The following is a 22,868-nucleotide window of genomic DNA, read 5'->3' on the forward strand; positions in this document are numbered from 1 at the left end:
CCGACCCCCAGGTTGCGACGGTACGCAACCGGCAACGGTTCCATCGACCTGGGGGCTTAACTCGTTAGAGACCTGCGTACGAATGCAACCCGCTGGTGACCAAGTTGATGAAGAACAGGTTGAACACGTTCAGGGCAAAGCCCGCGATGTTGATCCAAGCGGCCCCACGGCCACGCCATCCGGCCGTCGCCCGCGCGTGCAGGTACGCCGCGTAGACCACCCACGAGACGAACGCGACCGTCTCCTTCGGGTCCCAGCCCCAGAACCGGCCCCACGCCGCCTCCGCCCAGATCGCGCCGAGGATGATCCCGGCCGTGAACAGCGGGAACGCGAGCACGGTGGTCCGGTACGACATGCGGTCGAGCACGTCGGCGGACGGGAGCTTCGGGAAGCGGTCGGAGTTGCCGTCCTTGAGCAGGTAGAGGATCGACGTCACGCCCGGGATCAGCAGCACACCGGACGAGATCGAGATGACCGAGACGTGGATCACCAGCCAGTACGACCGCAGCGCCGGCTGGACGGGCGCGGACTCGGCGTAGAGGACGGTGCCGCCGATGAACAGCAGGACCAGGATCGGCGTGAGCACGAACACGCCGAGGCGGCGGATCGGGAACTTGGCCATCAGCACGATCCACGTCACCACGGCCGCGAGGCACAGCAACGACATGTACTCGTACATGTTGCCCCAGGGCGCGCGCCCGGCCGACAGACCGCGCATGACCAACGAGCCGAGGTGCAGCACCGCACCGAGGACCGTCATCGCGGCACCCATGCGCCCGATGCGCTCGGCACGCGTCAGCTCGGACTTGGGCGCATCCGCGAGGATGTCCGGCCCGCCGGCTCCGACCAGCGCTTCCGCCTTGCGCGGCGCACGGGAGAAGGCCTGCTCCACGCCGTAGAGCAGGATCGCGAAGAAGTAGACGCCCAGCGCACTGCGGTACAACCAGTCGCTGTAGGTCGCAAAGGTCTCGTTGACCGGCATCAGGACTTCTCCTCGTTCAGCACCGCGCGGGCCAGCCGCGTGAACTCCTCGCCGTATCCTGCCTGGTCAGTACGGGCGAGCCCGCCGACCTCGACCAACGTACGCCCGTCTTCCAGACGGGTCGCACGCACCCACACCCTGCGGCGCTTGACGGTCAGCGAGACCCCCAGGCCGAGGATGATCAGGATGGCGAACGCCAGCACGTAACCCTGGGTCGGGTCGTGCGAAACCTGTAGGGACACCCAGTCGTTCACGGCGTCGAACCGCACCTTGGTGCCGTCGTCGAGCGCGATCTCCTCGCCCAGCGCGAGGTTCTTGCGCGCGACCTTCTGCAACCGGCCCTGGTCGACCATCTTCTGGTCGATCGAGAAGATCGACTGGCCACGCCCGTCGTCCACCCCGAGGTCGCCGCGGTACACGTCGACGGCGACCATCGGGTCGTTGAGCGCCGGGAACTTCGAGTTCAGGATGTTGCCGTGCAGCAACGGCGTCGGCGCCAGCAGACCCGTCACCGCGATCTGGTTCTTGCGCCGCGTCTCGGAGTCCGTGATGCCGGGCGGGTCGAACTTCGTGGCGCCCTCCGAGGCCAGCGTGAGCTGGTCGGTCGGCAGCCACTGGATGCCCTGCGTGCGCTTCTCGCCGTTGGGGAACGTCACCGTGAACGTCGGCGTGTAGCCGTGGCCGAGCAGGTAGACGCGGTCGCCCTCGGTGCGCAACGGGTGGTTGACCTGCAGCGCGTACGGCCGCCACGTGTTCGACGCGAGGTCGTCGCCCGACTGGTACCGGATGTCGGCCTTGAAGCCGACGGGCTGGCCGTTGTCGAGGTACTCGGCGGAGAACTTGCCGATCTCGACGCAGAACGGCGTGAGGTCGGTGCCGTCGACCCGCAGGCCGGGCCGGAACTGGTCGTAGTTGAAGATGCCGCCGTTGCAGAACTGGCCGCCGTCGGCCTGGACGATGACCTGGCCCTCGTAGTTGAACATCTTGCCCAGCGCGAACGAGACCAGCAGCCCCAGCAGCGCGAAGTGGAAGACCAGGTTGCCGGTCTCGCGCAGGAACCCGCGCTCGGCGCTGACCGTGCCCTCGCCGGTCTCCATCCGCCAGCCGCGCATGGCCTTCTGAGCCTTGGCGACGGCCTCGTCCGGCGTGATGTCGAGCTCGGCCTGCGCGTGGTGCGGCATCCGCGAGAGATTGCGCGGCGTCAACACGGGCTTCGCGCGCATCTGCTTGAAGTACTCCCACGTGCGGGGCAGCAGACACCCGACGAGGGACGTGAACAGCAGCAGGTAGATCGCGGCGAACCAAGGCGTGGCGTACACCTCGAAGAACCCGAGCTTGAGCAGCAACTGCCCCCACCACCCGCGCTGGGCGACGTACTCGTCGACCTTGGCCGCGTTCAGCGACAGCTGCGGCAGCAACGCACCGGGCATCGCCGCGAGCGCGAGCAGGAACAGCAGTGTCAGCGCGGTCCTCATCGAGGTGAGCCCGCGCCACGTGTTGCGGAGGAAGGCGATCACTAGAGCGGCAGCCTCACGACGTCGACGAACGAGTAGCGCAGCCACCCGACGAACTCACCCCAGAGCCCGGTGACCAGCGCGATCCCGACCAGAATCAGCAGCACGCCACCGAAGACCTGCACCTGCCGAGCGTGCGTGCGCAGCCACTTCGTCACACCCAGCGCCCACCGAGCCCCGAGCGCCAGCACCACGAACGGCAACCCGAGACCCAAGCAGTAGGCAAGCACCAACACGGCCCCACGAGCCGTGGACGACCCAACCTCAGTACTACGCGCAACAGCAAGCACCCCGGCCAACGTCGGCCCAAGACAAGGCGTCCACCCCAACGCGAACACAGCCCCGAGCACGGGCGCCCCGAACAGCCCAGCGTTGGGCTTGGTGTGGAACCGCACGTCCTTCTGCAGCGCCGGAACAAGCCCGAGGAACACCAGCCCCATCAGGATCGTGACGACCCCACCGATGCGCTGGAACAGATCAGCGTTGAGGAACAACGCGTCCGACGCCCCAAGAATCGCCATGGACGCCAACGCAAAGACAACGGTGAACCCGAGCACGAACAGCAACGACGCACCGGCCACCCGCCACCGCCCACGCTTGGCGGGCTCGTTGGCCTCGACCCGAGGCGCCTCCGCCCCGACCAGCCCAGCGAGGTAGGCCAGGTACCCGGGCACCAGCGGCACCACGCAGGGCGACGCGAAGGAGATGAATCCCGCGAGCAAGGCAACCCCGGTGGCCAGCAGCAAGGGCCCGGAGATCGCCAGATCGGTGGGGTTCACAGCCTTCAGAGTAGGTAGTTGCCCAGATCACGCCACGACCGGCATGGCCTTGGCATCCAACACAACGGTTGGGCCAAAAGTACCGACAATTGCCGCTTGTGGGTGACATCACGCTTGCTTAGCGTCAACACATGCACCGCACCCGGCTGGTCCTCCCAACGCTGACGATGGCAGCGCTGGCACTGTTCGCGCAGGTACCAGCCGGTGGCGCAGCCCCGGCGATGGAGTGGCGCGAGGTCTTCAACGAAGACGGCACCATCACCCAAACCCAAACGCCAAAGGCCCCGCGCGAGAAGTCCACGACCCTCCGCGCCCTCGCAGCAGCAGACGTGATCCCAGTCCAGGTGACCGGCGACTCGTCAGACCGCTTCGACCTGGTCTTCGTAGGCGACGGCTACACCACAGAAGACCTGGAAACCTACACGGCGAACGTGAAGAGCAAGTGGGAAGAGCTCTCAGCGGTAGAGCCCTTCGCCAGCTACAAGGAGTACTTCAACGTCTGGCAGGTCAACGTCATCTCCACGGAGTCAGGCGTGGACCACGACCCGACCAAGGGCCTCCTCAAAAACACGGCCTTGGACATGGGCTTCTGGTGCCAGGGCAGAGACGCGAACACAGAACGCCTCCTCTGCGTGAACGAAACCAAGGCCAAGGAATTCGCAGCCCTGGCCCCGCAATACGACCAGGTGATCGCCCTAGGCAACACCACGAAGTACGGCGGCGCAGGCGGCTCAGTGGCCACCGCCTCCGGCTCGAACGCACAGGCGGGCCAGATCGCAATCCACGAGCTGGGCCACTCGATCGGCGGCCTGGCAGACGAATACGACTACCCGTACCTCAACTACACGGGCGCAGAACCACGAGAAATCAACGTGACCAAGGACCCCACAGGCGCGAAGTGGGGCGAATACCTCGGCCAGCCCTCCCCGGACGGCGGCGTGATCGCCCCAGTGGAGGGCGCCCGCTACTACAAGAGCGGCCTCTACCGCCCCACGGGCAACTCGATCATGCGAACCCTGGGCAAGCAGTTCAACTCGATCGGCAGGGACGCCATGATCAAGGCCTTCAAGGCCAAGATCCCGTCCCTCAACACGCCGGTGACCCCGCCAGCCGAGTAGCAGCCGGTTGGGTTTCGCGATGCCGAAGGCGAGCCGTCTTTAGCAAGCGCACTGGGCGGTGGGGTCCCATCACGAGTCGCGCCATAGCTCTTGCTGCATGCAGGTAGGGGTGTCAACTCGACACGCTTTTCGTCGAGTTGACACCCCTACCTGCATGTGGCCCGCTCTTGGCTCGGCTCGTGATGGGACCCCACCGCCGACGCACCCAAACTACGAAACCGGCAGCCGCTCAAAGCAACAGGCGTGCCATCTACCTACGGGCAGCGCGGGCCCCCTGATCAGATTGCCGGGGGTCTGGGGGCAGAGCCCCCAGGGGAAGCACGCAAGGTGACCGCGCCGCCCGCAACAGCCACCCGCCAAGAGCCGCGACTATTCCCGCCCCAACTCATCCAAAACAGCCTGCAAATCCGCAGCCAACACCGGCACCAAGAACACAGCAGCAACCTTGTGCTCCTTGTCCACCACAAAAGTGGAAGGCACAGCATTGGCCGGCAACCCCCTGAACACGTTGATAAAACTACGCGAAGAGGCATCATAAATAGAAGGATAAGTCAACGACCGATCCTTCATAAAATCCCGAGGATGATCCTTCGACGTCTCCTTGACATCAACCCCAAGCACCTGAGTCCCACCATCAAACAATTTCTGCATCTCAGGAGCTTCAGTCCGACAGGGCCCACACCAGGCCCCCCAAATGTTGACGACAACAGGCTTGCCGGCGTAATCGGACAGCCGGACAACAGCACCCTCTTCAAGCAGGGACTCCCCCTCGAGCCCCTTCAACAACTTCCGCTCACCAGCCGCATACCGGATCTCGACCTGCCCCCCAGGAGCAACGAGATAAAAATCCCCAGCCCCAACCGAAGCAGCATCCTTCCCAGTGGTACACCCAGCCAACAACAACACCAAAACCAGGAACCGCTTCATGCCCCAGTCACCCGAGGATCAGTAGCCCCAACCGGCTCGGAGTAAGCAATCCGAACAAGCTGCTCCCCCTCGAAAATCAACGACGTCAAAGACGCCAAAGAACACTCCCGACGGCGAGGGTCGTGCCACATCCGCTTCCCCTCGAGAAACCGCCGCACAGTCCAAATAGGCAACTGATGCGAAACGCACACAGCCTCGTGCCCCTCAGCAGCAGCCCGAGCCTTCTGCACCGCCCCGAACATCCGATGAGCGATCTCGAGGTACGGCTCCCCCCAAGACGGCCGGAACGGGTTCACGAGCTTCGGCCAGTGCTGCGGCGACCGCAGAGCCCCATCCCCCACAGCGACCTTCAACCCCTCGAACTGGTTGTCGGCCTCGATCAACCGCTCATCGGTAGCCAACTCCAACCGATGCGAGTCGGCTATAGGAGCAGCAGTCTGCTGAGCCCGATCCAACGGCGAGGCGACAACATGCACGATGTCGTGATCAGCGAGGTGCTCAGCCACGGTCAAAGCCTGCTTCTGCCCCCGCTCCGACAGCTTGAAACCAGGCAGCCGCCCGTACAGGATCCCGGTCGGGTTGTGCACCTCACCGTGGCGGAGCAGGTGGACGACGGTGCGGCTCACTTGCGGGCCTCCTTGGCAGCACGGGCCGCATGCGGCAACGCGTCGGCGATCACGGCGAACTCCTCTTCACCCATGGCGGCGTTCACGAACCAGGCTTCGAACGCCGAAGGCGGCGCGTACACGCCTCGCTCCAGCAGTGCGTGGAAGAACGGCGGGAAGCGCCACGTCTCGCACGCCTGCGCACCCGCGTAGTCCTTCACCTCGGAAGAACCGAAGAACACGCTCACCAGGTTCCCGGCGAACTGCACGCGGTGCTCGACACCGGCCTCGGTCAGCGCGGCCGTGAACAGCGCACCCAGACGAGTCGCGTTGCGGTCCAGCGCCCGGTAGACGTCCTCGTCAGCGGCACGCAACGACGCAAGGCCGGCGGCCACCGCGACGGGGTTACCCGACAACGTCCCGGCCTGGTAGACGGGGCCGGACGGCGCCAACCGGGCCATCACGTCCGCACGGCCGCCGAACGCAGCCGCCGGCAGACCGCCGGACATGACCTTGCCGAACGTGTAGAGGTCGCCGCGCACGCGCTCCAGGCCGTACCAACCGCCGCGCGAGACGCGGAAGCCGGTCATGACCTCGTCCATGATCAGCAACGCGCCGTCGGCGTCGCAGATCTCGCGCAGGGCCTCGTTGAAGCCGGCTGACGGCGCGATGGCGCCCATGTTGCCCGCCGCGGCCTCGGTGATGATGCAGGCGATCGTGCCGGGGTTCTCCGCGAACGCCGCGCGCACGGCCTCGACGTCGTTGTACGGCAGGACGATCGTGTCCTCGGCCTGCGCGCCCGTGACACCGGGGGACGAGGGCAGGCCCAGGGTCGCGACGCCGGAGCCCGCTTGAGCGAGCAACGCGTCGACGTGACCGTGGTAGCAGCCGGCGAACTTGATGATCTTGCGGCGCTCGGTGAAGCCGCGGGCGAGGCGGATCGCGCTCATCGTGGCCTCGGTGCCCGAGTTGACCAGGCGGACCTGCCGGACCGGCTCGACGCGGTCGACGAGCTCGGCCGCGAGTTCGATCTCACCCTCGGTCGGCGTGCCGAACGACAGGCCGGACGAGGCGGCCTTCTGCACGGCCTCGACCACGGCGGGGTGGGCGTGCCCGAGGATCATCGGGCCCCACGACGCCACCAGGTCGACGTACCGGTTGCCGTCCGCGTCCCACAGGTGCGGGCCCTCGCCGCGAACCATGAAACGCGGGGTGCCGCCGACGGAGTGGAACGCCCGCACCGGAGAGTTGACCCCGCCGGGGGTCAGCGTCGACGCGCGCTCGAACAGGGCCTGGGATCGACTCGCAGTCACGTACCCCAGTCTCACATGTCGGAGTCGGCGGCTTCCTGCGGCCGGGCGCGCAGGGCCAGCATGATCTGCCTCACCGCGTCCAGCGCGAGGACCACGGCGAGCGTGGCGGCACCGGCGGCGGTGCCCAGCCAGTTGCCGTGCAGGCGGGTGGAGATCAGCGGCTCGCGGCCCTCGACCGGGTACTCGAGGTGCACGACGCCGCGGTTCCAGCACCACACGGCGACGATCACCAGCAGGACGATCGCGACGACCTCGCCCGCGGCGACGAGCCACCGCTTGGGCTGGTGCAGGCCAGGACCGGCAGGCGGGACCTCTTCAGGCTCTTCCACCGCGGTCTCCGGCTCGGTCACGGCCTCGGTCACGCCGCTCACCTTCTCACGACCCGCCGCAACGCCGCGAGGAAGGCTTCCGGATCGCGCGCCCACGCCAGCACCACCGTGCCGTCGACGAGCCGCAACGGCACCGCGGTCGTCCCCTTGGGCACCGACCAGCCGCCACCGAGCACCTTCGCCCCGGTGGGCGCGCCGACGTCCTGGCAGGCCTCGATCATCGCGACCGGGATCTTCTCGCGCCCGAACTGGGCTTCCTCGGCCGTGAGCTCCATGCTGCCGGTCTTGACCCGCAGGTGCACCCACACCACCGCGCAGACCGTCAGCAGAAGTCCGACGATGGCCCACAGCGCCACGGACGCGGGTCCGGTGATGAGCTCGACCAGGTACCCGGCCACCGCGAACGCCGGACCCCACAGCAACGGCCACCAGCTGCTGCCGGACTCGCGGTAGAGCACTAGCGGACGAATCTGTTCGAGGCGGGCAGGAACTGCAGCACGACGGCCGCGACGGTCAGCCCGATCACGACGATGCTGATCGCCACGCTCGGCTGCCAGACCTCCGCGCCGATCGAGACGAAGATGATCGCGAGCATCGTCAGCAGCCCGAGCACGGCGAGGATCGTGAGCAGGATGCGCGCCCAGTTCTGGCCGTTGCGCAGCACGACCGCGAACGCGACGTACGGCGCGGCCGCGACCAGCATCACGAACCCGAAGATCACCGCCATCGCCCGCACACCGAGATCGGCGGCCTGCCGGTCCTCCTCGGTGACGATGCTGTCCTGGGTGACGAAGAAGTCGGCGTTGGCGAGCAACATCACCGGCAGCACGGCGACGGAGAGCACGGCCGCCGCGATCCAGATCCACATCGCGGCGGTGATCGTGGCCGGCCGCGGTGGCGCCAGCTCGTGCGACAACACCGGCGGCAGCGGCTGCACGTAGCCGGCGTTCGCGACCTGGCTGACCTGGTAATGCCCACCGGGCGCCGGAGCCCCTGGGTAGACGCTCGCCGGGTTCTGCCACTGCGCGTGGTCCAGGGGCGGCGCCATCTCCGGCGCGGGCGGCATCGGCAGCCCCATGTTGTTCACGGCGGTCACCTCGTACGTCCCGGCCGTCGAACCTTGGTTGCCCGGAGGCCTCTGCGGGGTCTCGGGGTTCGGCTGCCAGGGGTTCGGGTCCTGCGGGTTGCTCACTGCTCACGCACCTCCGCCAGCCACTGTGCCGTACGCGCCTGCCACGTGAAGACGATTGCGAGGCAGATGAGCAGCAACGTGACCAAACTCGACGCGCTGACGCCCACGAACAGGATCCAGATCATGTGCACGACCGCGATGAACGACAACGCGATCCGCGCCCAGTTCCGGCGCTTCAGGAACAGCCGCGTCAGCCACGCGTAGGCCGCCACGAAGATCACCGCGACCGCCGTCAGCGTGCCCAGGAAGCTCGTGACCTGCCCGGACGTCCACCCGGTCAACCGCTGCACCTCACCGCGCTGGAACCACAGCCCGGCGGTGGTGAAGAGGACGAAGACCGCGGTCGCGAGCCACAGGCCGACCGCGATGCGCACGGTCCGGGGAGTGTCGTCGGTCTTCACGCCGGCTGCTCGCTCTCGGTCAGGTACTCGGTCGACTCCCGGAGGTAGAAGAACGCGAGGCCGACCATCCCCACCAGTGCGCCGACGACGCCCAGCGGGCTGAACGTGAGCTGGTAGAACAGCCCGAGCAGCACGGTGATCATGAGCGAGGTGCGGCTCTTCTTCGCCCCTGCCCTGGCCTTGCGGGCGAACCACACCGCGAGACCACCGATCAGCAGCGAGCCGGCCAGCGCCGAGATCCACGTGAGGTCGACGTCCCTCGTGATCGTGTCCACCGTCCTCGCCGGATCGGTGTTCGCCTGGACGTTGGCGTCGATCACGGCCTGCCTGATCACCAGCACGAACAGCGCGGCCAGGACGGTGAGCACCGAGCCGGCGACGACGAGCCAGTAGCCCGCCGTGATCTTGCCGGGAGGGCCCGATTCCTTCGGAGACGTCACGATCGCGAACTTAGGACGGCACGGACGCGGTGTCCACCGCGCCCCTCTTCCTGAAGTGCGCGGACACCCGGTACATCAGCACGATCGCGGCCGCGTCCAGCACGGTGGTGACCGCCGTGACGGCCAGGTCGACCGGACGCATCTCGACTCCGAGCGAGGCCGCGGCCCCGCTGGCCCAGGCGACCAACCGGAACAGTCCGAACGCGACGGAGGCGCCGCCCAGCACGGTCAACATGATCCGGGCCCAGTTCCGGCCGCGCGCCATCGCGTTCGCCAGCCGCGTGTACGCGACCACCAGCGCCAGGGCGATCAGCAGTCCGAAGAGGACACCACTGTTGACGCTGGCGTCGATCTGATCTTGGCCCATCGAAGGGTTCTGCCGCCGCACCTCGGTGACGAGCATCTCGCGGTCGAGGAGCTGTTCGAGGAACCGCAGCATGCCGACGCACGCGCTGGCGATCCACAGCCAGCGCGCGACGTCGATCAGCTTCGGGGGCGGAGTTACCGGTCCAGCCACCGGGCGGCTTCCACTGCCCAGTACGTGAGCACGATGTCCGCGCCGGCGCGGCGGATGGACGTGAGCGACTCGAGGATCGAGCGCTCGCGGTCGATCCAGCCGTTGCGGGCGGCGGCCTCGATCATCGCGTACTCGCCGGAGATCTGGTACGCCGCAACGGGAACGTCCGAGATCTCGGCGACCGCGCGCAGCACGTCCAGGTACAGCAGGGCGGGCTTGACCATGACCATGTCCGCGCCCTCGGCGAGGTCCAGCTGCACCTCGCGCAACGCCTCGCGGGCGTTCGCCGGGTCCTGCTGGTAGGTCTTGCGGTCGCCCGCGAGCTGCGACTCGACGGCGTCGCGGAACGGGCCGTAGAACGCCGAGGCGTACTTGGCCGCGTACGCGAGGATGCCGGTGTCCTGCAGACCGGCGGCGTCCAGAGCGTTGCGGATGAACGCGATCTGGCCGTCCATCATGCCGCTCGGGCCGACGACGTGGGCACCGGCGCGCGCCTGCGCGACGGCCATCTCGCCGTAGACCTCGAGGGTCGCGTCGTTGTCCACGCTGCCGTCGGCGGCGAGCACGCCGCAGTGGCCGTGGTCGGTGAACTCGTCGAGGCAGCAGTCCGACATGAGAACGGTGCTGTCGCCCAGTTCGGCGCGCAGGTCGGCCAGGGCGGCGTTGAGGATGCCGTCCGGGTCGGTGCCGCCGGAGCCGACGGCGTCGCGCACGGCCGGGACGCCGAACAGCATGATGCCGCCGACCCCTGCCTGCACGGCCTCGACCGCGGCTTTGCGCAGCGAGTCACGGGTGTGCTGGTAGACACCCGGCATGCTGCTGATCTCGGCGGCCTCGGAGGCGCCTTCCTTGACGAACATCGGCAGCACGAGCTGGCGGGGGCGCACCTCGGTCTCGGAGACCAGGCGGCGCATGGCGGGCGTCGTGCGCAGACGCCTCGGCCGGTGAAGTGGGTACATCTTCTGACTCCCTGACGGAAGAGAGTCGAAGGGGCCACCCAAAGGATCTTGAGTGGCCCCGACGGCTTCAGTGTGTTCTAGCTCCTGCGCAGGCGCTTGGTCTTGCGCGGAGGAGGCAGCGCTCCCTCGGCGCGCAACCGGGCGGCGTGGGCGGCCAGCGCGTCGACCAGCGCGGGCACGTTCGCCTCCTCGGGCTGCACGTCGACCCGGAGGCCGAACTCCCGCGCCGTCTCGGCGGTCTGCGGGCCGATGCACGCGACGAGCGTGCGGGCGTGCGGCTTGCCCGCGATGCCGACCAGGTTCCGCACGGTCGACGACGAGGTGAAGCACACCGCGTCGAAGCCACCGGACTTGATCATCTCGCGGGTGTCGGCGGGCGGCGGGGCCGCACGCACGGTGCGGTACGCCGTCACGTCGTCGATCTCCCAGCCACGTTCGCGCAGGCCGGCGGCCAGCGTCTCGGTGGCGATGTCGGCCCGCGGCAGCAGGACGCGGTCGACCGGGTCGAGGATGTCGTCGTAGGGCGGGAAGTCGTTGAGGAGACCCTCGGACGACTGCTCACCGGACGGCACGAGCTCCGGGATGATGCCGAACGAGCGCACCTTCGCGGCCGTGGCCTCACCGACGCAGGCGATCTTCACGCCGGAGAACGCACGGGCGTCCAGGCCGAACTCGCGGAACTTCTCCCACACCGCGCGGACGGCGTTGGTCGAGGTGAAGACGACCCACTGGTAGCGGCCGTCGACGAGACCCTTGACCGAACGTTCCATCTGCGCGGGGCTGCGGGGCGGCTCGACCGAGATCGTCGGCACCTCGACGGCGATCGCGCCGTGCGAGTGCAGGCGCTCGGACATCGCGCCGGCCTGTTCCTTGGTCCGCGGGACCAGCACTCGCCAGCCGTACAGCGCCCGCGACTCCCACCAGGAGAGCTTCAGGCGGTTGGCGGCGGCGGCACCGACGGTGACGACCAGCGGGCCGCCCATCTCACCGGCGTCGGCCGCGACCGCGGCCAGCGTGGTGTCGATGGTGCGCTGCTGGAAGCCGGTTCCCTCGGCGGTCACGGCGACCGGGGTCTGCGGCGCGAGGCCGTTCTCGACCAGGTTCGACGCGGCCTCGGCCAGGTGCGAACCGGTCGCGTGCAGCACCAGCGTGCCGGGCGAGGCCGCGAGGCCCGCCCAGTCCGACACGGCGCGCACGTCGACCTCGGTGTGCACGCCACCGAGAGCGACACCCGCGTACGCCGGAACCGCGGTGCCCGAGGGCACACCGGGAACGACGTCGAACGGGATCGTCGACTTCGCGACGGCCTGCGCCTCCTTCACGACCGAGTCGAGGGTCAGCGGGTCCCCCGCGACCAGGCGGACAACGGTCGCACCGTTCTTCGCCTCGGTCACCAGGTCCTTCGCCACGTCGGCGGCCTCGCCGACAGCGGGGCGGACCTCGACTCCCTCGGGCACGGTCGCGAGGACGTCCGCGGGGACGTCCGGGTCGGTGACCACGAGTTCAGCCCTGGTGAGCAAGTCGTGGGCCCGGACCGTGAGCAGCCCGGTGTCGCCAGGGCCGGAGCCCACGAAGGCGACGCGTCCGGGGGTCTTGCGTGCGCGGGTCATCAGGGCACTCCCCATCGATTACGCCTCTGGACCGCTGAGAACGGCGGCCCCGAGGTCGAGCAACTCGGCGGCCAGCGCACGGCCGAGTCCCTCAGCTTCGGTCAAGTCACCGGTGGCGGACGCACGGAGGAGATCGTTCTCCGGCGTCGCTGCGACCCCGCGCAGGGAAAGTCGGTACACGACCTTCCCGTCGTCATCGAGGTCTTCCACCACATCGGCCAGCGCGCCGACCGGCGCGCTGCAGCCCGCCTCGAGCGCGGCCAGCATGGCGCGCTCAGCGGTCACAGCGGCCCGGCTGGCCGAATCGTCCAAAGTGGACTGGATCAGGTGCTCGGCGTCGACGTCGTCGACCCGGCACTCGACTGCCAACGCACCCTGCGCGGGTGCGGGAAGCATCTGGATGGGCTCCAGGTTCTCGGTGATCTCCGCTGTGCGGCCGAGACGCGAGATGCCGGCGCGAGCCAGCACCACCGCGTCGAGCTCGCCGTTGCGGACCTTGCCGATGCGCGTGTCCACGTTGCCGCGCAACGGAACGATGTTCAGCCCGAGGCCGAGGGCCTCCAGCTGGGCCGCCCGCCGCGGCGAACCGGTGCCCACGGTGGAGCCCGGCGGCAGCTCGCCGAGCGTGAGACCGTCGCGCGCCACCAGGGCGTCGCGCGGGTCTTCGCGCTGGGGCACGGCCGCGAGCGTCAGACGGGGGTCCGGCGCGGTCGGGAGGTCCTTGTACGAGTGGACGGCGACGTCGATCTCGTCGTTCGCGAGCGCGTCACGAAGAGCCGACGTGAAGACGCCGATGCCGATCTGCGCGATGGGCGCGTCGGAGAGGTCGCCCGGCGTCTTGATGACGACGATCTCGACCTGGGCTCCGGCAGCCTTCAGCGACTCGGCCACGGTCCCCGTCTGCGCGAGCGCCAGTGCGCTGCCTCGGGTACCGATCCGTAGGGTGCGGGTCACCGCGTTTCACCATCCACAGAAGACTTGGTCTGACTGACAACCCCAGGCGACTGGGGGTCGAGCCCGAACAGTTCGCGGAGAGCCTCCGCGTAGCCGGTACCACCAGGGGCGGAGGCGAGCTCCTTCACCCTGACGGTCGGCGTGTGCAGGAGCTTGTCTACAACGCGGCGCACCGTCTTGGCCAATTCACCGCGTGTCGCGGGGTCCAGTTCGGGAAGTCGCGAATCAAGACGGAGCAGTTCGGCGTCGACCACCTCGGCCGCCCGCTTGCGCAGGGCCGTGACGGTCGGCGTGACCTCGGCGGACCGCTGGCCCGCGAGGTAGGCCTTCACCTCGCCGGCGACGAGCTGGACGGCCAGGCGCGTGTCCTGGCCCGCGGGCGCGTCGGAGAGGCGGCGCTGCAGCGTTTCCAGGTCCACCACACGAACGTTCGGCAGAGCGGCGGCAGCCGGGTCGACGTCCTTGGGCAGGCCCAGGTCGCACACGACCAGCGGCCGCGAGCGCTTGCTGATCATGTCGGCGCGGACGACCGTGTCGACCGACCCGGTGCACGCGAAGACGATGTCCGCGAGGTCGATCTCGACGGCCAGCGCGCTCAGGTCGACGGCCGTCGCGGGGACGCCCTCGGCCTTCAGCGACGTGGCGAGACGCACACCGTTGGCCTGCGTCCGGTTCGCGATGACGACCTCTCCGACGCCCGCCCGGCGCAGGTGGGCGGCGGCCAGGCCACCCATGGCACCGGCGCCGACGATCAGCGCGCGCCTGCCGACCAGCGTGCCGAGGTGGGCCTCCGCGTCGCCGAGGGCCTCGGACACGACCGACGCACCCGCGTGGTCGATGCCCGTCTCGGCGTGCACACGCTTGCCGACGCGCAGGGCGTTCTGGGTGAGTTCGTGGACGGTCCTGCCGACGGTGCCCGCCTCGTCCGCCGCCGCGTACGCACCGCGCAGCTGGCCGAGGATCTGGGACTCGCCGACGACCATCGAGTCGAGGCCGGCCGCGACGGAGAACAGGTGCTCGACGGCAGCGGCGGCGTAGTGCACGTAGAAGTGCTCGTAGAGCGACTGGGGCTCGATCTGCGCGTGCTGCGCGAGAACCTCGACGACCTCGGACATACCGCCGTGGAACGACTCGACGACGGCGTAGACCTCGACCCTGTTGCAGGTCGACAGGACCATCGCCTCGGAGACGCTGGGGGCGGCGAGCAGCTGGCCGAGGACCTTGGGCAGGTCCGGCTCGGCCACGGTGACGCGTTCCAGGACCGGGACGGGGGCGGTGCGGTGCGACAGACCGACTACGAGCACGCTCATGCACTCACCACGTCTGCCGGAGCCGCCTGGCTCACGTTCACGGGCGAATCACCATCCCGTCCACACCGAGTCCGTTGTTGCCGACCGAGACGCTGGCAGCCTCGTCCGCACGTCGAGCGACGTGGAACGACAGGATCTGCATCTCGACCGCCAAGTCAACCTTGCGCACCTCGACGTTGTCTGGAACCTGAAGGACAACTGGTGCAAAGTTCAGAATGCACTGGACGCCCGCAGATACCAAACGGTCGCAAACCGACTGAGCGGCGGGCGGCGGCGTCGCGATGACACCGATCGACACCTCGCGCTCGCGGCAGATCGCGGTGATCTCGTCGATGTGGTTGACGGGGATGCCCCCAACAGGGATTCCGACGAGATCGGCGTCCACGTCGAAGAGGGCGGTGACCGGGAAACCACGGCCGGGGAACCCGCCGTAGTTCGCGAGAGCGTGACCAAGGTTACCGATGCCGACGACGGCCACCGAGTGGTTCCGGGTGAGGCCGAGGATGCGCTCGATGTGGCTGACGAGGACCTCGACGTCGTAGCCGACGCCCCTCGTGCCGTAGCTGCCGATGTAGCTCAGGTCCTTGCGGAGCTTCGCCGCGTTGACGCCGGCGGCCTGGCTCAGCTCCTCGCTGGAGACGGCCGTGACGCCGCTCTCGGACATGCCCGACAGCACGCGGAGGTACACGGCGAGCCGGGCCACGGCGGCCTCGGGGATCGCGCGGGCGCGCTCCTTGTCGGCAGCCTCCGCAGGGGTCGTGGTCGTCTCACCTTCGCCCCGCTGTGATGCCACGCTCTCCGACCTCCGGGTGTGCTTCACCGCAGGGACCCCGCGGCGCTGGTGATTACCCACACCGTACCGCTTGTGAACGCATGCACAAAGTCGGTGATCAGGTGTCACAGCGCTGGTGACAGGGCGTGACCAGCGCTTCCTCGGTTCATGATCACTACGGGGTGAGCGCCTACTCGACGGTGAAGGTGACCGAGTGCCATCCCGTCGCACCGTCGGGAACCGGGTCCAGGCGTGCCTGGTCCTGGGTGAACCCGGATTTGTCGGTGGCCCGGCACTCGACCGTGTGACTGCCCTGCGACAGCTCCAGCTCGATCTTCCACATGCGCCACGTGGTGTCGCTGACGTCGGCGGCGAGCTCCGTCTCCCGCCACGGTCCGCCGTCGATGCGGACCTCGACCTTCGCCACGCCCTTCGGCTGCGCCCACGCCGTGCCCGCGATGACGGCCTTGCCCTGGACCTTGCCCATCCGCTGGGGCCGGTCGATCCGCGAGGACGTCTTGATCGGCGCGCGCGTCGCCCAGCCGCGCGGGATCCAGTAGCCCTGGTCCTTGGCGAACGTGGTGACGTTGAGGTCGGTGACCCACTTGGTCGCGGAGACGTAGCCGTAGAGGCCGGGCACCACGAGTCGTGCCGGGAACCCGTGCTCGGCGGGCAGCGGCTCGCCGTTCATGCCGATCGCGATCAGCCCGCGTTCCAGCACGTAGTCGAGCGGGCTGCCGGCCGTGAACCCGTCGTCGCTGGTGCTGAACAGCTGGTCCGCGCCGGCCTTAACGCCGGCTTCCCGCAGCACGTCACCGATCCTCACGCCGATGAAATTGGCCGTGGAGATGTAAGGCCCGCCCACCTCGTTGGAGACGCAGGTCAGCGTGACGGTCTCCTCGACCAGGTCCCTGCTGCGGATCTCCTCGAACGTGAGCACGCTCGGCCGCTCGACCATGCCGTGCACCCGCAACGCCCATTCCTCCGCCCGGATCCGCGGCACGCTCAGCGCCGTGTCGATCCGGTAGAAGTCCTTGCCGCTGGTGATGAAGCTCGGACTGCCGTCCTTGACGAAGTCGGCGTTGAACGGGATCTCCGGCGCCTTGACCTTCGGCGTGAGGTCGCCGACGGCCTGCCTGCTGCCCTCGACGTCCGTCCGAGCGCCGAACAGCTGCCCCGCGACCCCGGCGAAGACCGACAGCCCGGCGGTGATCAGGAAACCGCGCCGGCTCTCGCTCTCCTCGGCCTCCTTGTGCAGGTAGCGGAACACGTAGACGCCCGCGGCGGTGCTGGCCACGGGCGCGAGGACGGCGAGCTGGCCGACGTCCGGCCTGGTCACGACGGCCGCGACCCCCACGAACCCGAGCAGCACGGCGACCAGCGTTCCCGGCGCGGGACTGTTCCTGCTGGCGAGCCCGGCTCCGACCCCGATGGCCGCGAGCACGATCCCCATGCCGATCAGCAGCACGAGCTTGTCGTAGGTGCCGAACGTGGTGACCGCGAAGTCCTTCAGCCACGACGGCGTGAGGTCGATCGCGGCGTTGCCCACGGCGAGGTACGGCGAGGCGCTCAGGCCCACGAAGGCGGCCACCAGGTGCCCGGCCGCGAGGGCGGCGACGAGCGCGAGCAGTCCGGCGAGGGCGGCCTTGGCGGGCTTCATGCTTCCCATTCGACACCCGCCGGGCCCTGGTTCGCTCAGGTCGTAAGCCCCCGGTAATCACCTTCCCGGCAGGAACTCGGCCGCGGGGTCACCCGGCGAGGGCCGCCCGCAGGCGGTCCTCCTCCACCTTCCAGTACCCGTGCTCGGCCCCGTCGACCAGGAACACCGGCACCCGGTCCCCGTACTCGGCCCGCAGCTCCGGATCGCTGTCCACGTCCTCGACGGACCAGGTCGCGCCCAGGTCCGCGCAGATCCGTTCGATCTCCACGGCCGCCTCCTCGCAGGAGTGGCAGGAGACCCGGCTCATCAACGTCACGTGGTGGGACATGCGTTCATGCTCCCAAAGGCCTGCGCAGCACGGCGCGGGCCAGCTTGCCGGTGGCCGAGTGCGGCAGGGTCTGGGCGAACTCCACCACCGTCGGCACCTTGAACTTGGCCAGGCGGGCGGCGCAGTGGGCCACGACCTGGTCGCTCGACAGCTCCTGGCCGTCGCTCAGGACCACGACGACCTTCACCGACTCGCCGGTCCTCTCGTCGGGCACGCCGACGGCCGCGGCCTCCAGGACCTCGGACATCTCGCCGACGACCTGCTCGACCTCGTGCGGGTAGACGTTGAAGCCGTTGACGATGATCAGGTCGCCGGCGCGGTCGACCAGGTGCAGGTCGCCGTCGGCGTCGATGAACCCGACGTCGCCCGTGCGGAACCAGCCGGACGAGTCCGGGCCGTGCGCGCCGTCGGGCCAGTAGCCGCTGAAGAGGTTGTCGCCCTTCGCGGACACCAGGCCGGTGCCGGGTTCGTCCTCGTCGATGTCGAGCACCGAGCCGTCCGTGTCGACCAGGCGGATCTCGACGCCGGGCAGCGCCTGACCGACCGAGCCGGGCTTCGGCGTGCCGCCGACCAGCGTGGACGTGAGCACCGGGCCCGTCTCGGTCAGGCCGTAGCCCTCGAAGATCGGGATGCCGATCGCGCCGCGCATCTCCGCGATGACGCCCGCGGGCAGCGGGGCCGCGCCGGACGTGAACAACCTGACCGTCGCCAGCTTCTCGCGCAGCACCTCGACGGGGTGGGCGAGCAGCGCCCGGTACATGGGCGGCACGCCGACCATGGTGGTGACGCGGTGCTCCTCGATGACGTCCAGGACGTTGGAGGGCTCGAAGCGCTCCAGCAGGACCGCCGTGGCACCGGCGCCCGCGACCTGCAGCAGGCCGGGGCCGAGGCCGTAGACGTGGAACAACGGCAGCGCGAGCAGCACCCGGTCGCCCGCCGTCACGGGGGCGGGGCGCAGCGAGGCGCACTGCGAGACGTTCGCGAGCAGCGCGCGGTGGGACAGCATCGCTCCGCGCGGCACCCCGGACGTGCCCGAGGTGTAGCCGAGCACCGCCAGGTCCTCACCGCCCCGGACGGCCTCGAAGGGCTCGGCCGTCGCGGTGACGTCCGGCACCTCGACCACCTGGGCGTCGGAACCCTCGCCGTCGCCCACGAGCAACGCGGCCCCGGAGTCGGCCAGGATCCGCTGGAGCTCGCGCGGCGGGTTGCCGGGGCCGGTGGGCACCACGACGCCGCCCGCGCGGAGAATTCCGAACACGGCCACCGCGAACTCGGGGCTCGTGGGCAGCCGTACCGCCACTCGGTCGCCCGGTTCGAGTCCGGAATCGGCCAAACGGCGGGCGAAAGCATCGGTCGCACGGTCGATGGTTTCCCACGTGAGGCTCTTACCGCTCGCTACGTCGACCAGGGCGACGTGGCTGGGTCCCCGCTGTGCCGAAGCACGGACCAGATCTGACACATTGCGAGCGGAAGTCAACATGGCCTCCTCATGAACAACTGGGCGCTGCGAGCAGTCTTCCACGCGTGACGAGCGTCATGAAGTCGCGGTTGGCACGTCTTCACATCAGGACCCGTCCGCTACCTACTACGGAGTAACCACACGTATGCTGCCGCCACGGCGACTCTGTGGAGGTGCCGCGAGCCGATGACCGCGCGGGCACGACCGAACACGATCAGGACCACCCGAACCATGACGGGGGGTCAGCACGACAACGCCGCAGACGAGCCGTGGCAGCTCGTCAAGGCCGCCCAAGAGGGTGACACCGAGGCGTTCGGAGTGCTCTACGACCAGTACGTCGACATGGTCTTCCGCTATGTCCTCTTCCGGGTGGGCGGCGATCGCGCGTTCGCCGAGGACGTGACCAGCGAGACGTTCCTGCGCGCGCTGCGCAGCATCGGTTCGGTCAGCTACCAGGGCCGCGACGTGGGGGCGTGGTTCGTCACGATCGCCCGCAACATCGTGTACGACCACGTGAAGTCGAGCCGCTACCGGCTCGAGGTCACGACCGCCGAACTGCAGGACAACCGCGAGGAGACGAGCGGACCCGAGCAGGAGGTCATGACCGAGGCGACCAACGCGGAGCTGCTCCGGTGCGTCTCACAGTTGGGTGACGACCAGCGCGACTGCATCGTGCTGAGGTTCATCGAAGGCAAGTCGGTGTCCGAGGTCGCACAGATCATGGACCGCAACGAGGGCGCCGTGAAGGCACTCCAACACCGGGCCGTGAGGCGGCTCGCACAGATCCTCCCGTCCTGGTTGCGGTGATCGCGATCGCAGGGGCGTAACCCAAAGCAGATCAACTTCGTTACTCGGGCTGAGATGGACGGCAAGGGAAGAACACCGCGGTGGCGGCAGACGGAGCACGAGCGATTCGCCCGTGCCGTTGAAGGCGGCCCACAGCCGGTGGGGAACGACGACCTCGCTGAGGACCTCGCGATCGTCGAACTCCTCCGGCGGGTGGACGTCGGCCCGGACGCGGAGACGCGCGAACGGATGAAACAGCGCGTGCTCACGGCGCCCCCACCCGAGAAGCCGCTGGTGCTCCCGTCGGTAAGACGGGTGGGAGCGCGCGCACGAGTGGCAGTCGCAGCGGCCGCGGTCCTCTGCTTGCTGCTGTCCCTCGCCGGTATGAGCGTGCTGCTCAGCCGTGACGCGCTCCCGGGAGACCCGCTCTACGGCATCAAGCGCACCACCGAAAGCGCCTCGCTCGGCCTGACGTTCGACGACGAGGACCGAGCCCTCAAGCACCTCGAGTTCGCCGCGTCCAGGGTCACCGAGATGGAGACCCTGGCCGACCGCGAGTCGGACTCGGCGGCCCAGCTCACGGCACTGACCGACCTCGACGCCGACGCGGTCGAGGGCGCCCGCCAGCTCACCGAGTACGCCACGTCGTCGGACCGGACGGCGCTGCCGGCCCTCAACGAGTGGGCGCTGGCCCAGTACGTGAAGCTCGGCACCCTGCGCACCCGCCTGCCCGACGACGCACGAGCCCACGCCGACACCACGATGTGGCTGCTCGCGAGCATCGCCCAGCGGGCCCACGACCTGGCCGCCAGGGTGGACTGCGACGCCGTGACCAGCGGTTCCTCCGACCCGCTCGGCCCGCTGCCCGCCAGGGACGAGTGCGCCGCGGTGGTCACCGACCCGAGCACGCCACCGGGCAGCAGGCCGTCCGCGGTGCAGCCGAGCACCTCGAACCCGCCCGCACCGACCGGTTCGGCGAACCCGTCCGTGCAGCCCACCCAGTCGGTGGCACCGGGCACGTCGACCGCGCCGTCGGCGAAGCCGGGCACCTCGACCCCGCCCACGTCCGGCAAGCCGGGAATCACGATCCCCCTGCCCCTGCCGCTGCCGAGCATCTCGCTGCCGCTGCTGCCCGGCATCAGCTTCGGCTGAGCACGGCTCCGCGCATGATCGCGAGCTCCTCCGGTGACGCCTGCTCGCGCCACCGGTGCTCGACGGCCGCGTAGGTCGTGACGTCGTGCCACCGGCCCTGCGTGTGGAACAACTCGCGCAGGGTCGCCTCGGGCTCGAGTCCCGCACCTGTCATGACACCGCTCATCAGCCCGTGGTCGGACCGATGACCGGCCCACACGCGGTGGATGCCGAGCTGCCCGAACGCGTGCGCGAACAGCAGCCGCCCCGCCTCCGACCCGCACCCCTTCAGCGGCGAACCGGGCAGGATCACCAGCCCCGTGCACATGGCGTTGCTGCCGTACTCCTCCAGCAACAGCCCGATCATCCCGGCCATCGTGTCGTCGTCGTGCGACGTGATCGCAAAAACGAGCTTGCGCGGCGAGGGCGTGTAGAACGCGGCGGTGGCCTTCTCCGCCGTCATCCGGTCAACGCCGAGGTACCGCGTGAGCACCGGACTGCCGTAAATCCGCTGGTAAACGGGCAAATCACCCTCTTCGAGGGGACGCAACCGAACGTTCCGCCCGATGAGCACCGTCATGGAGCACCGCCGACAAGACGCTCGAGGTCGACATAAAAGCGCCCGGACGCCTGCGGCTTGCCCAGCAGGATCCGACGCGCAGCATCGGTGACGATCGCCCCGCCAAGCATCGTTCCGGAGGCCAGCTGCGGCCAACTGCTCAACGTCCGCCCGATCTCGGTCATGGCCTGCGTCAACGCAGGGCTGATCTGCGACCCGTCCACCATCCGCACCATCAACCGCACCATCTCGGCCCGGTCGAGCCCGGCAACGTCAGCAGCCGTGATGTCACCAACCCGCCCGTGCAACAACGGCCGGTCAGGCTCCAGGTCAAACCGCTCGACGTCGAGCAGCCCCCGGTCGTTGGTGTCCATCAGCACAGGAATCCCCAGCTCACGCGCCTGCTCCCGCACAGCGACCTTGACCCACGCCGTATCGCACTCCTCCACGACGAGGTCCGCACCATCCAGGAAGCCCGCAAGGTTCTCGCCGGTCAGCCCGTCCCGCCAGATCTCGACGTCCAGGTACGGATCGAGCTCGAACAGCTGCCGAGCACACAACACGGTCTTCTCAACACCGAGCTCGTGCACCCCAGTGCGCAACCGGTTGAGGTTCGAAAGCCCGAGCCGATCAAAATCAGCAAGCCGAAAACTCCCCCCGACCCCCTCCATCGCAGCGGTGAGCGCAGCACTGTTGCCCACCGACAACCCGACCACCGCAACCCGCTTGCCGAGCAGTACCTGCTGCTCCTCACGCGTGATCTTGTTCCGGTTGCGGTCAGTCCGAACAACCCGGAACTCATCACGCGGCAGCACGTGCACCAGCCGCCCACTCCAGGGATAGAACGCCCACGTTCCGTAATCAACAGGATCCCGCCCACCGAGCACCTGGGCCTTGGCGGCAGCCCACTCACCAGGAGTCCGAACGAGACCAGGCTCCCGAGCGGAGACCAACTCCTCGATCTGGGCATCAATCCCGTCGTGCACAGCACCAACCCGCCCACTCACGAGCAGATCGGCGAGCTGCCCCCCGTCCAGGAGCTCAGGCCGCCAGGACTCGCTGTCGAACCGCTCGGCAGGTGCGGATAACGCAGAAACGATCATGTTCACGGCCGGAGTAGATCATCACCGATGGGCCGAACGGAGTACATCAGCCCGTGTCGGACCGAACACACGGAGTGAATGTGGTTGCGGCGCCAAATGGGCACCGCGCGTTCTCCCCCA

25 protein-coding genes are annotated in these 22,868 nt (G+C 68.8%); 3 read left to right on the forward strand and 22 right to left on the reverse strand.

The annotated features are described in order from the left end of the window. Nucleotides 1-64: 64 nt before the first annotated feature. From ccsB to IEY88_RS34015, 3 genes are read right to left on the reverse strand one after another with little or no spacing between them, the layout of a single operon-like run. Entirely contained in the window at nucleotides 65-982 is a 918-nt protein-coding gene (ccsB, locus tag IEY88_RS34005; RefSeq protein WP_189159013.1) for a c-type cytochrome biogenesis protein CcsB, read from the reverse strand. After that, nucleotides 982-2,457 (reverse strand): cytochrome c biogenesis protein ResB, encoded by a 1,476-nt coding sequence (gene resB / locus IEY88_RS34010; RefSeq protein ID WP_189159132.1) that lies wholly within the window; start codon nucleotides 2,455-2,457, stop codon nucleotides 982-984. Before resB ends, ccsB begins: the two co-directional genes overlap by 1 nt. A 41-nt stretch (nucleotides 2,458-2,498) precedes the next feature. Beyond that, on the reverse strand, nucleotides 2,499-3,275 hold the full coding sequence (locus tag IEY88_RS34015) for a cytochrome c biogenesis CcdA family protein (protein ID WP_189159014.1): 777 nt from the start codon (nucleotides 3,273-3,275) through the stop codon (nucleotides 2,499-2,501). Between the two features lie 131 nt (nucleotides 3,276-3,406). On the opposite strand from IEY88_RS34015, the gene IEY88_RS34020 reads away from it, so the two are divergent. After that, complete coding sequence (locus tag IEY88_RS34020; protein WP_189159015.1) at nucleotides 3,407-4,393, forward strand: M64 family metallopeptidase; 987 nt, start codon at nucleotides 3,407-3,409, stop codon at nucleotides 4,391-4,393. Between the two features lie 369 nt (nucleotides 4,394-4,762). Here the strand turns inward: IEY88_RS34020 and IEY88_RS34025 are convergent, their stop codons facing one another. The 17 genes from IEY88_RS34025 to IEY88_RS34105 form a co-directional block, all read right to left on the reverse strand. After that, nucleotides 4,763-5,320, reverse strand: a complete 558-nt coding sequence (locus IEY88_RS34025; protein ID WP_189159016.1) for a TlpA family protein disulfide reductase — start codon at nucleotides 5,318-5,320, stop codon at nucleotides 4,763-4,765. Continuing rightward, entirely contained in the window at nucleotides 5,317-5,946 is a 630-nt protein-coding gene (locus IEY88_RS34030) for a histidine phosphatase family protein (protein ID WP_189159017.1), read from the reverse strand. The genes IEY88_RS34025 and IEY88_RS34030 overlap by 4 nt, the downstream gene beginning before the upstream one ends. Continuing rightward, nucleotides 5,943-7,238: a glutamate-1-semialdehyde 2,1-aminomutase gene (gene hemL / locus IEY88_RS34035; RefSeq protein WP_189159018.1), complete on the reverse strand. Its 1,296-nt coding sequence runs from the start codon at nucleotides 7,236-7,238 to the stop codon at nucleotides 5,943-5,945. Before hemL ends, IEY88_RS34030 begins: the two co-directional genes overlap by 4 nt. Before the next feature lie 11 nt (nucleotides 7,239-7,249). Continuing rightward, nucleotides 7,250-7,600, reverse strand: a complete 351-nt coding sequence (locus IEY88_RS34040) for a hypothetical protein (protein WP_189159019.1) — start codon at nucleotides 7,598-7,600, stop codon at nucleotides 7,250-7,252. Between the two features lie 5 nt (nucleotides 7,601-7,605). Further along, entirely contained in the window at nucleotides 7,606-8,025 is a 420-nt protein-coding gene (mce1N, locus tag IEY88_RS34045) for a transport-regulating membrane protein Mce1N (RefSeq protein ID WP_229694028.1), read from the reverse strand. Further along, complete coding sequence (locus tag IEY88_RS34050) at nucleotides 8,025-8,759, reverse strand: hypothetical protein (protein ID WP_189159020.1); 735 nt, start codon at nucleotides 8,757-8,759, stop codon at nucleotides 8,025-8,027. Before IEY88_RS34050 ends, mce1N begins: the two co-directional genes overlap by 1 nt. Continuing rightward, nucleotides 8,756-9,160 (reverse strand): hypothetical protein, encoded by a 405-nt coding sequence (locus IEY88_RS34055; protein WP_189159021.1) that lies wholly within the window; start codon nucleotides 9,158-9,160, stop codon nucleotides 8,756-8,758. Before IEY88_RS34055 ends, IEY88_RS34050 begins: the two co-directional genes overlap by 4 nt. Next, on the reverse strand, nucleotides 9,157-9,600 hold the full coding sequence (locus IEY88_RS34060; RefSeq protein ID WP_189159022.1) for a hypothetical protein: 444 nt from the start codon (nucleotides 9,598-9,600) through the stop codon (nucleotides 9,157-9,159). Before IEY88_RS34060 ends, IEY88_RS34055 begins: the two co-directional genes overlap by 4 nt. A 10-nt stretch (nucleotides 9,601-9,610) precedes the next feature. Then, the gene (locus IEY88_RS34065) at nucleotides 9,611-10,117 is read right to left on the reverse strand and encodes a hypothetical protein (protein WP_189159023.1); all 507 of its coding nucleotides are present in this window, start codon (nucleotides 10,115-10,117) and stop codon (nucleotides 9,611-9,613) included. Continuing rightward, nucleotides 10,102-11,076 carry a porphobilinogen synthase gene (hemB, locus tag IEY88_RS34070; RefSeq protein WP_189159024.1) on the reverse strand — a complete coding sequence of 325 codons (975 nt, stop codon included), beginning with the start codon at nucleotides 11,074-11,076 and terminating at the stop codon, nucleotides 10,102-10,104. The genes IEY88_RS34065 and hemB overlap by 16 nt, the downstream gene beginning before the upstream one ends. A 77-nt stretch (nucleotides 11,077-11,153) precedes the next feature. Continuing rightward, the gene (locus IEY88_RS34075) at nucleotides 11,154-12,686 is read right to left on the reverse strand and encodes a bifunctional uroporphyrinogen-III C-methyltransferase/uroporphyrinogen-III synthase (protein WP_189159025.1); all 1,533 of its coding nucleotides are present in this window, start codon (nucleotides 12,684-12,686) and stop codon (nucleotides 11,154-11,156) included. A gap of 18 nt (nucleotides 12,687-12,704) precedes the next feature. Further along, entirely contained in the window at nucleotides 12,705-13,640 is a 936-nt protein-coding gene (gene hemC, locus IEY88_RS34080) for a hydroxymethylbilane synthase (protein WP_189159026.1), read from the reverse strand. Next, complete coding sequence (locus tag IEY88_RS34085; protein WP_189159027.1) at nucleotides 13,637-14,950, reverse strand: glutamyl-tRNA reductase; 1,314 nt, start codon at nucleotides 14,948-14,950, stop codon at nucleotides 13,637-13,639. The genes hemC and IEY88_RS34085 overlap by 4 nt, the downstream gene beginning before the upstream one ends. 37 nt (nucleotides 14,951-14,987) lie before the next feature. Continuing rightward, a complete protein-coding gene (locus IEY88_RS34090; protein ID WP_189159028.1) occupies nucleotides 14,988-15,743 on the reverse strand; it encodes a redox-sensing transcriptional repressor Rex in 756 nt (251 codons plus the stop codon). A gap of 169 nt (nucleotides 15,744-15,912) precedes the next feature. Next, nucleotides 15,913-17,382 (reverse strand): molybdopterin-dependent oxidoreductase, encoded by a 1,470-nt coding sequence (locus IEY88_RS34095; RefSeq protein ID WP_229694029.1) that lies wholly within the window; start codon nucleotides 17,380-17,382, stop codon nucleotides 15,913-15,915. Nucleotides 17,383-17,470: 88 nt separating this feature from the next. Next, nucleotides 17,471-17,710: a glutaredoxin family protein gene (locus IEY88_RS34100; RefSeq protein ID WP_189159030.1), complete on the reverse strand. Its 240-nt coding sequence runs from the start codon at nucleotides 17,708-17,710 to the stop codon at nucleotides 17,471-17,473. Between the two features lie 4 nt (nucleotides 17,711-17,714). Further along, nucleotides 17,715-19,190: an AMP-binding protein gene (locus IEY88_RS34105; RefSeq protein ID WP_189159031.1), complete on the reverse strand. Its 1,476-nt coding sequence runs from the start codon at nucleotides 19,188-19,190 to the stop codon at nucleotides 17,715-17,717. A gap of 210 nt (nucleotides 19,191-19,400) precedes the next feature. On the opposite strand from IEY88_RS34105, the gene IEY88_RS34110 reads away from it, so the two are divergent. Both IEY88_RS34110 and IEY88_RS34115 read left to right on the forward strand, forming a co-directional pair. Then, nucleotides 19,401-19,976, forward strand: coding sequence for a sigma-70 family RNA polymerase sigma factor (locus IEY88_RS34110; protein ID WP_229694030.1), 576 nt, complete (start codon nucleotides 19,401-19,403; stop codon nucleotides 19,974-19,976). Between the two features lie 138 nt (nucleotides 19,977-20,114). Further along, a complete protein-coding gene (locus IEY88_RS34115) occupies nucleotides 20,115-21,107 on the forward strand; it encodes a DUF5667 domain-containing protein (protein ID WP_189159033.1) in 993 nt (330 codons plus the stop codon). Here the strand turns inward: IEY88_RS34115 and IEY88_RS34120 are convergent. Both IEY88_RS34120 and IEY88_RS34125 read right to left on the reverse strand, forming a co-directional pair. Beyond that, a complete protein-coding gene (locus IEY88_RS34120; RefSeq protein ID WP_189159034.1) occupies nucleotides 21,094-21,666 on the reverse strand; it encodes a GNAT family N-acetyltransferase in 573 nt (190 codons plus the stop codon). The two genes, IEY88_RS34115 and IEY88_RS34120, sit on opposite strands and share 14 nt — an antisense overlap. After that, the gene (locus IEY88_RS34125; protein WP_189159134.1) at nucleotides 21,663-22,748 is read right to left on the reverse strand and encodes a ThiF family adenylyltransferase; all 1,086 of its coding nucleotides are present in this window, start codon (nucleotides 22,746-22,748) and stop codon (nucleotides 21,663-21,665) included. The genes IEY88_RS34120 and IEY88_RS34125 overlap by 4 nt, the downstream gene beginning before the upstream one ends. Nucleotides 22,749-22,868 lie beyond the last annotated feature (120 nt).

It is taken from the genome of Lentzea pudingi (assembly GCF_014646255.1).
Lineage (GTDB): Bacteria > Actinomycetota > Actinomycetes > Mycobacteriales > Pseudonocardiaceae > Lentzea > Lentzea pudingi.

What these genes read in the sequence shown, in the direction of transcription:
- ccsB (WP_189159013.1), bottom strand. Translation starts at nt 982, where the DNA reads ATGCCGGTCAACGAGACCTTTGCGACCTACAGCGACTGGTTGTACCGC.
- resB (WP_189159132.1), bottom strand. Translation starts at nt 2,457, where the DNA reads ATGAGGACCGCGCTGACACTGCTGTTCCTGCTCGCGCTCGCGGCGATG.
- IEY88_RS34020 (WP_189159015.1), top strand. Translation starts at nt 3,407, where the DNA reads ATGCACCGCACCCGGCTGGTCCTCCCAACGCTGACGATGGCAGCGCTG.
- IEY88_RS34025 (WP_189159016.1), bottom strand. Translation starts at nt 5,320, where the DNA reads ATGAAGCGGTTCCTGGTTTTGGTGTTGTTGTTGGCTGGGTGTACCACT.
- hemB (WP_189159024.1), bottom strand. Translation starts at nt 11,076, where the DNA reads ATGTACCCACTTCACCGGCCGAGGCGTCTGCGCACGACGCCCGCCATG.
- IEY88_RS34075 (WP_189159025.1), bottom strand. Translation starts at nt 12,686, where the DNA reads ATGACCCGCGCACGCAAGACCCCCGGACGCGTCGCCTTCGTGGGCTCC.
- IEY88_RS34085 (WP_189159027.1), bottom strand. Translation starts at nt 14,950, where the DNA reads ATGAGCGTGCTCGTAGTCGGTCTGTCGCACCGCACCGCCCCCGTCCCG.
- IEY88_RS34095 (WP_229694029.1), bottom strand. Translation starts at nt 17,382, where the DNA reads ATGAAGCCCGCCAAGGCCGCCCTCGCCGGACTGCTCGCGCTCGTCGCC.
- IEY88_RS34100 (WP_189159030.1), bottom strand. Translation starts at nt 17,710, where the DNA reads ATGTCCCACCACGTGACGTTGATGAGCCGGGTCTCCTGCCACTCCTGC.
- IEY88_RS34105 (WP_189159031.1), bottom strand. Translation starts at nt 19,190, where the DNA reads ATGTTGACTTCCGCTCGCAATGTGTCAGATCTGGTCCGTGCTTCGGCA.
- IEY88_RS34110 (WP_229694030.1), top strand. Translation starts at nt 19,401, where the DNA reads ATGACGGGGGGTCAGCACGACAACGCCGCAGACGAGCCGTGGCAGCTC.
- IEY88_RS34120 (WP_189159034.1), bottom strand. Translation starts at nt 21,666, where the DNA reads ATGACGGTGCTCATCGGGCGGAACGTTCGGTTGCGTCCCCTCGAAGAG.
- IEY88_RS34125 (WP_189159134.1), bottom strand. Translation starts at nt 22,748, where the DNA reads ATGATCGTTTCTGCGTTATCCGCACCTGCCGAGCGGTTCGACAGCGAG.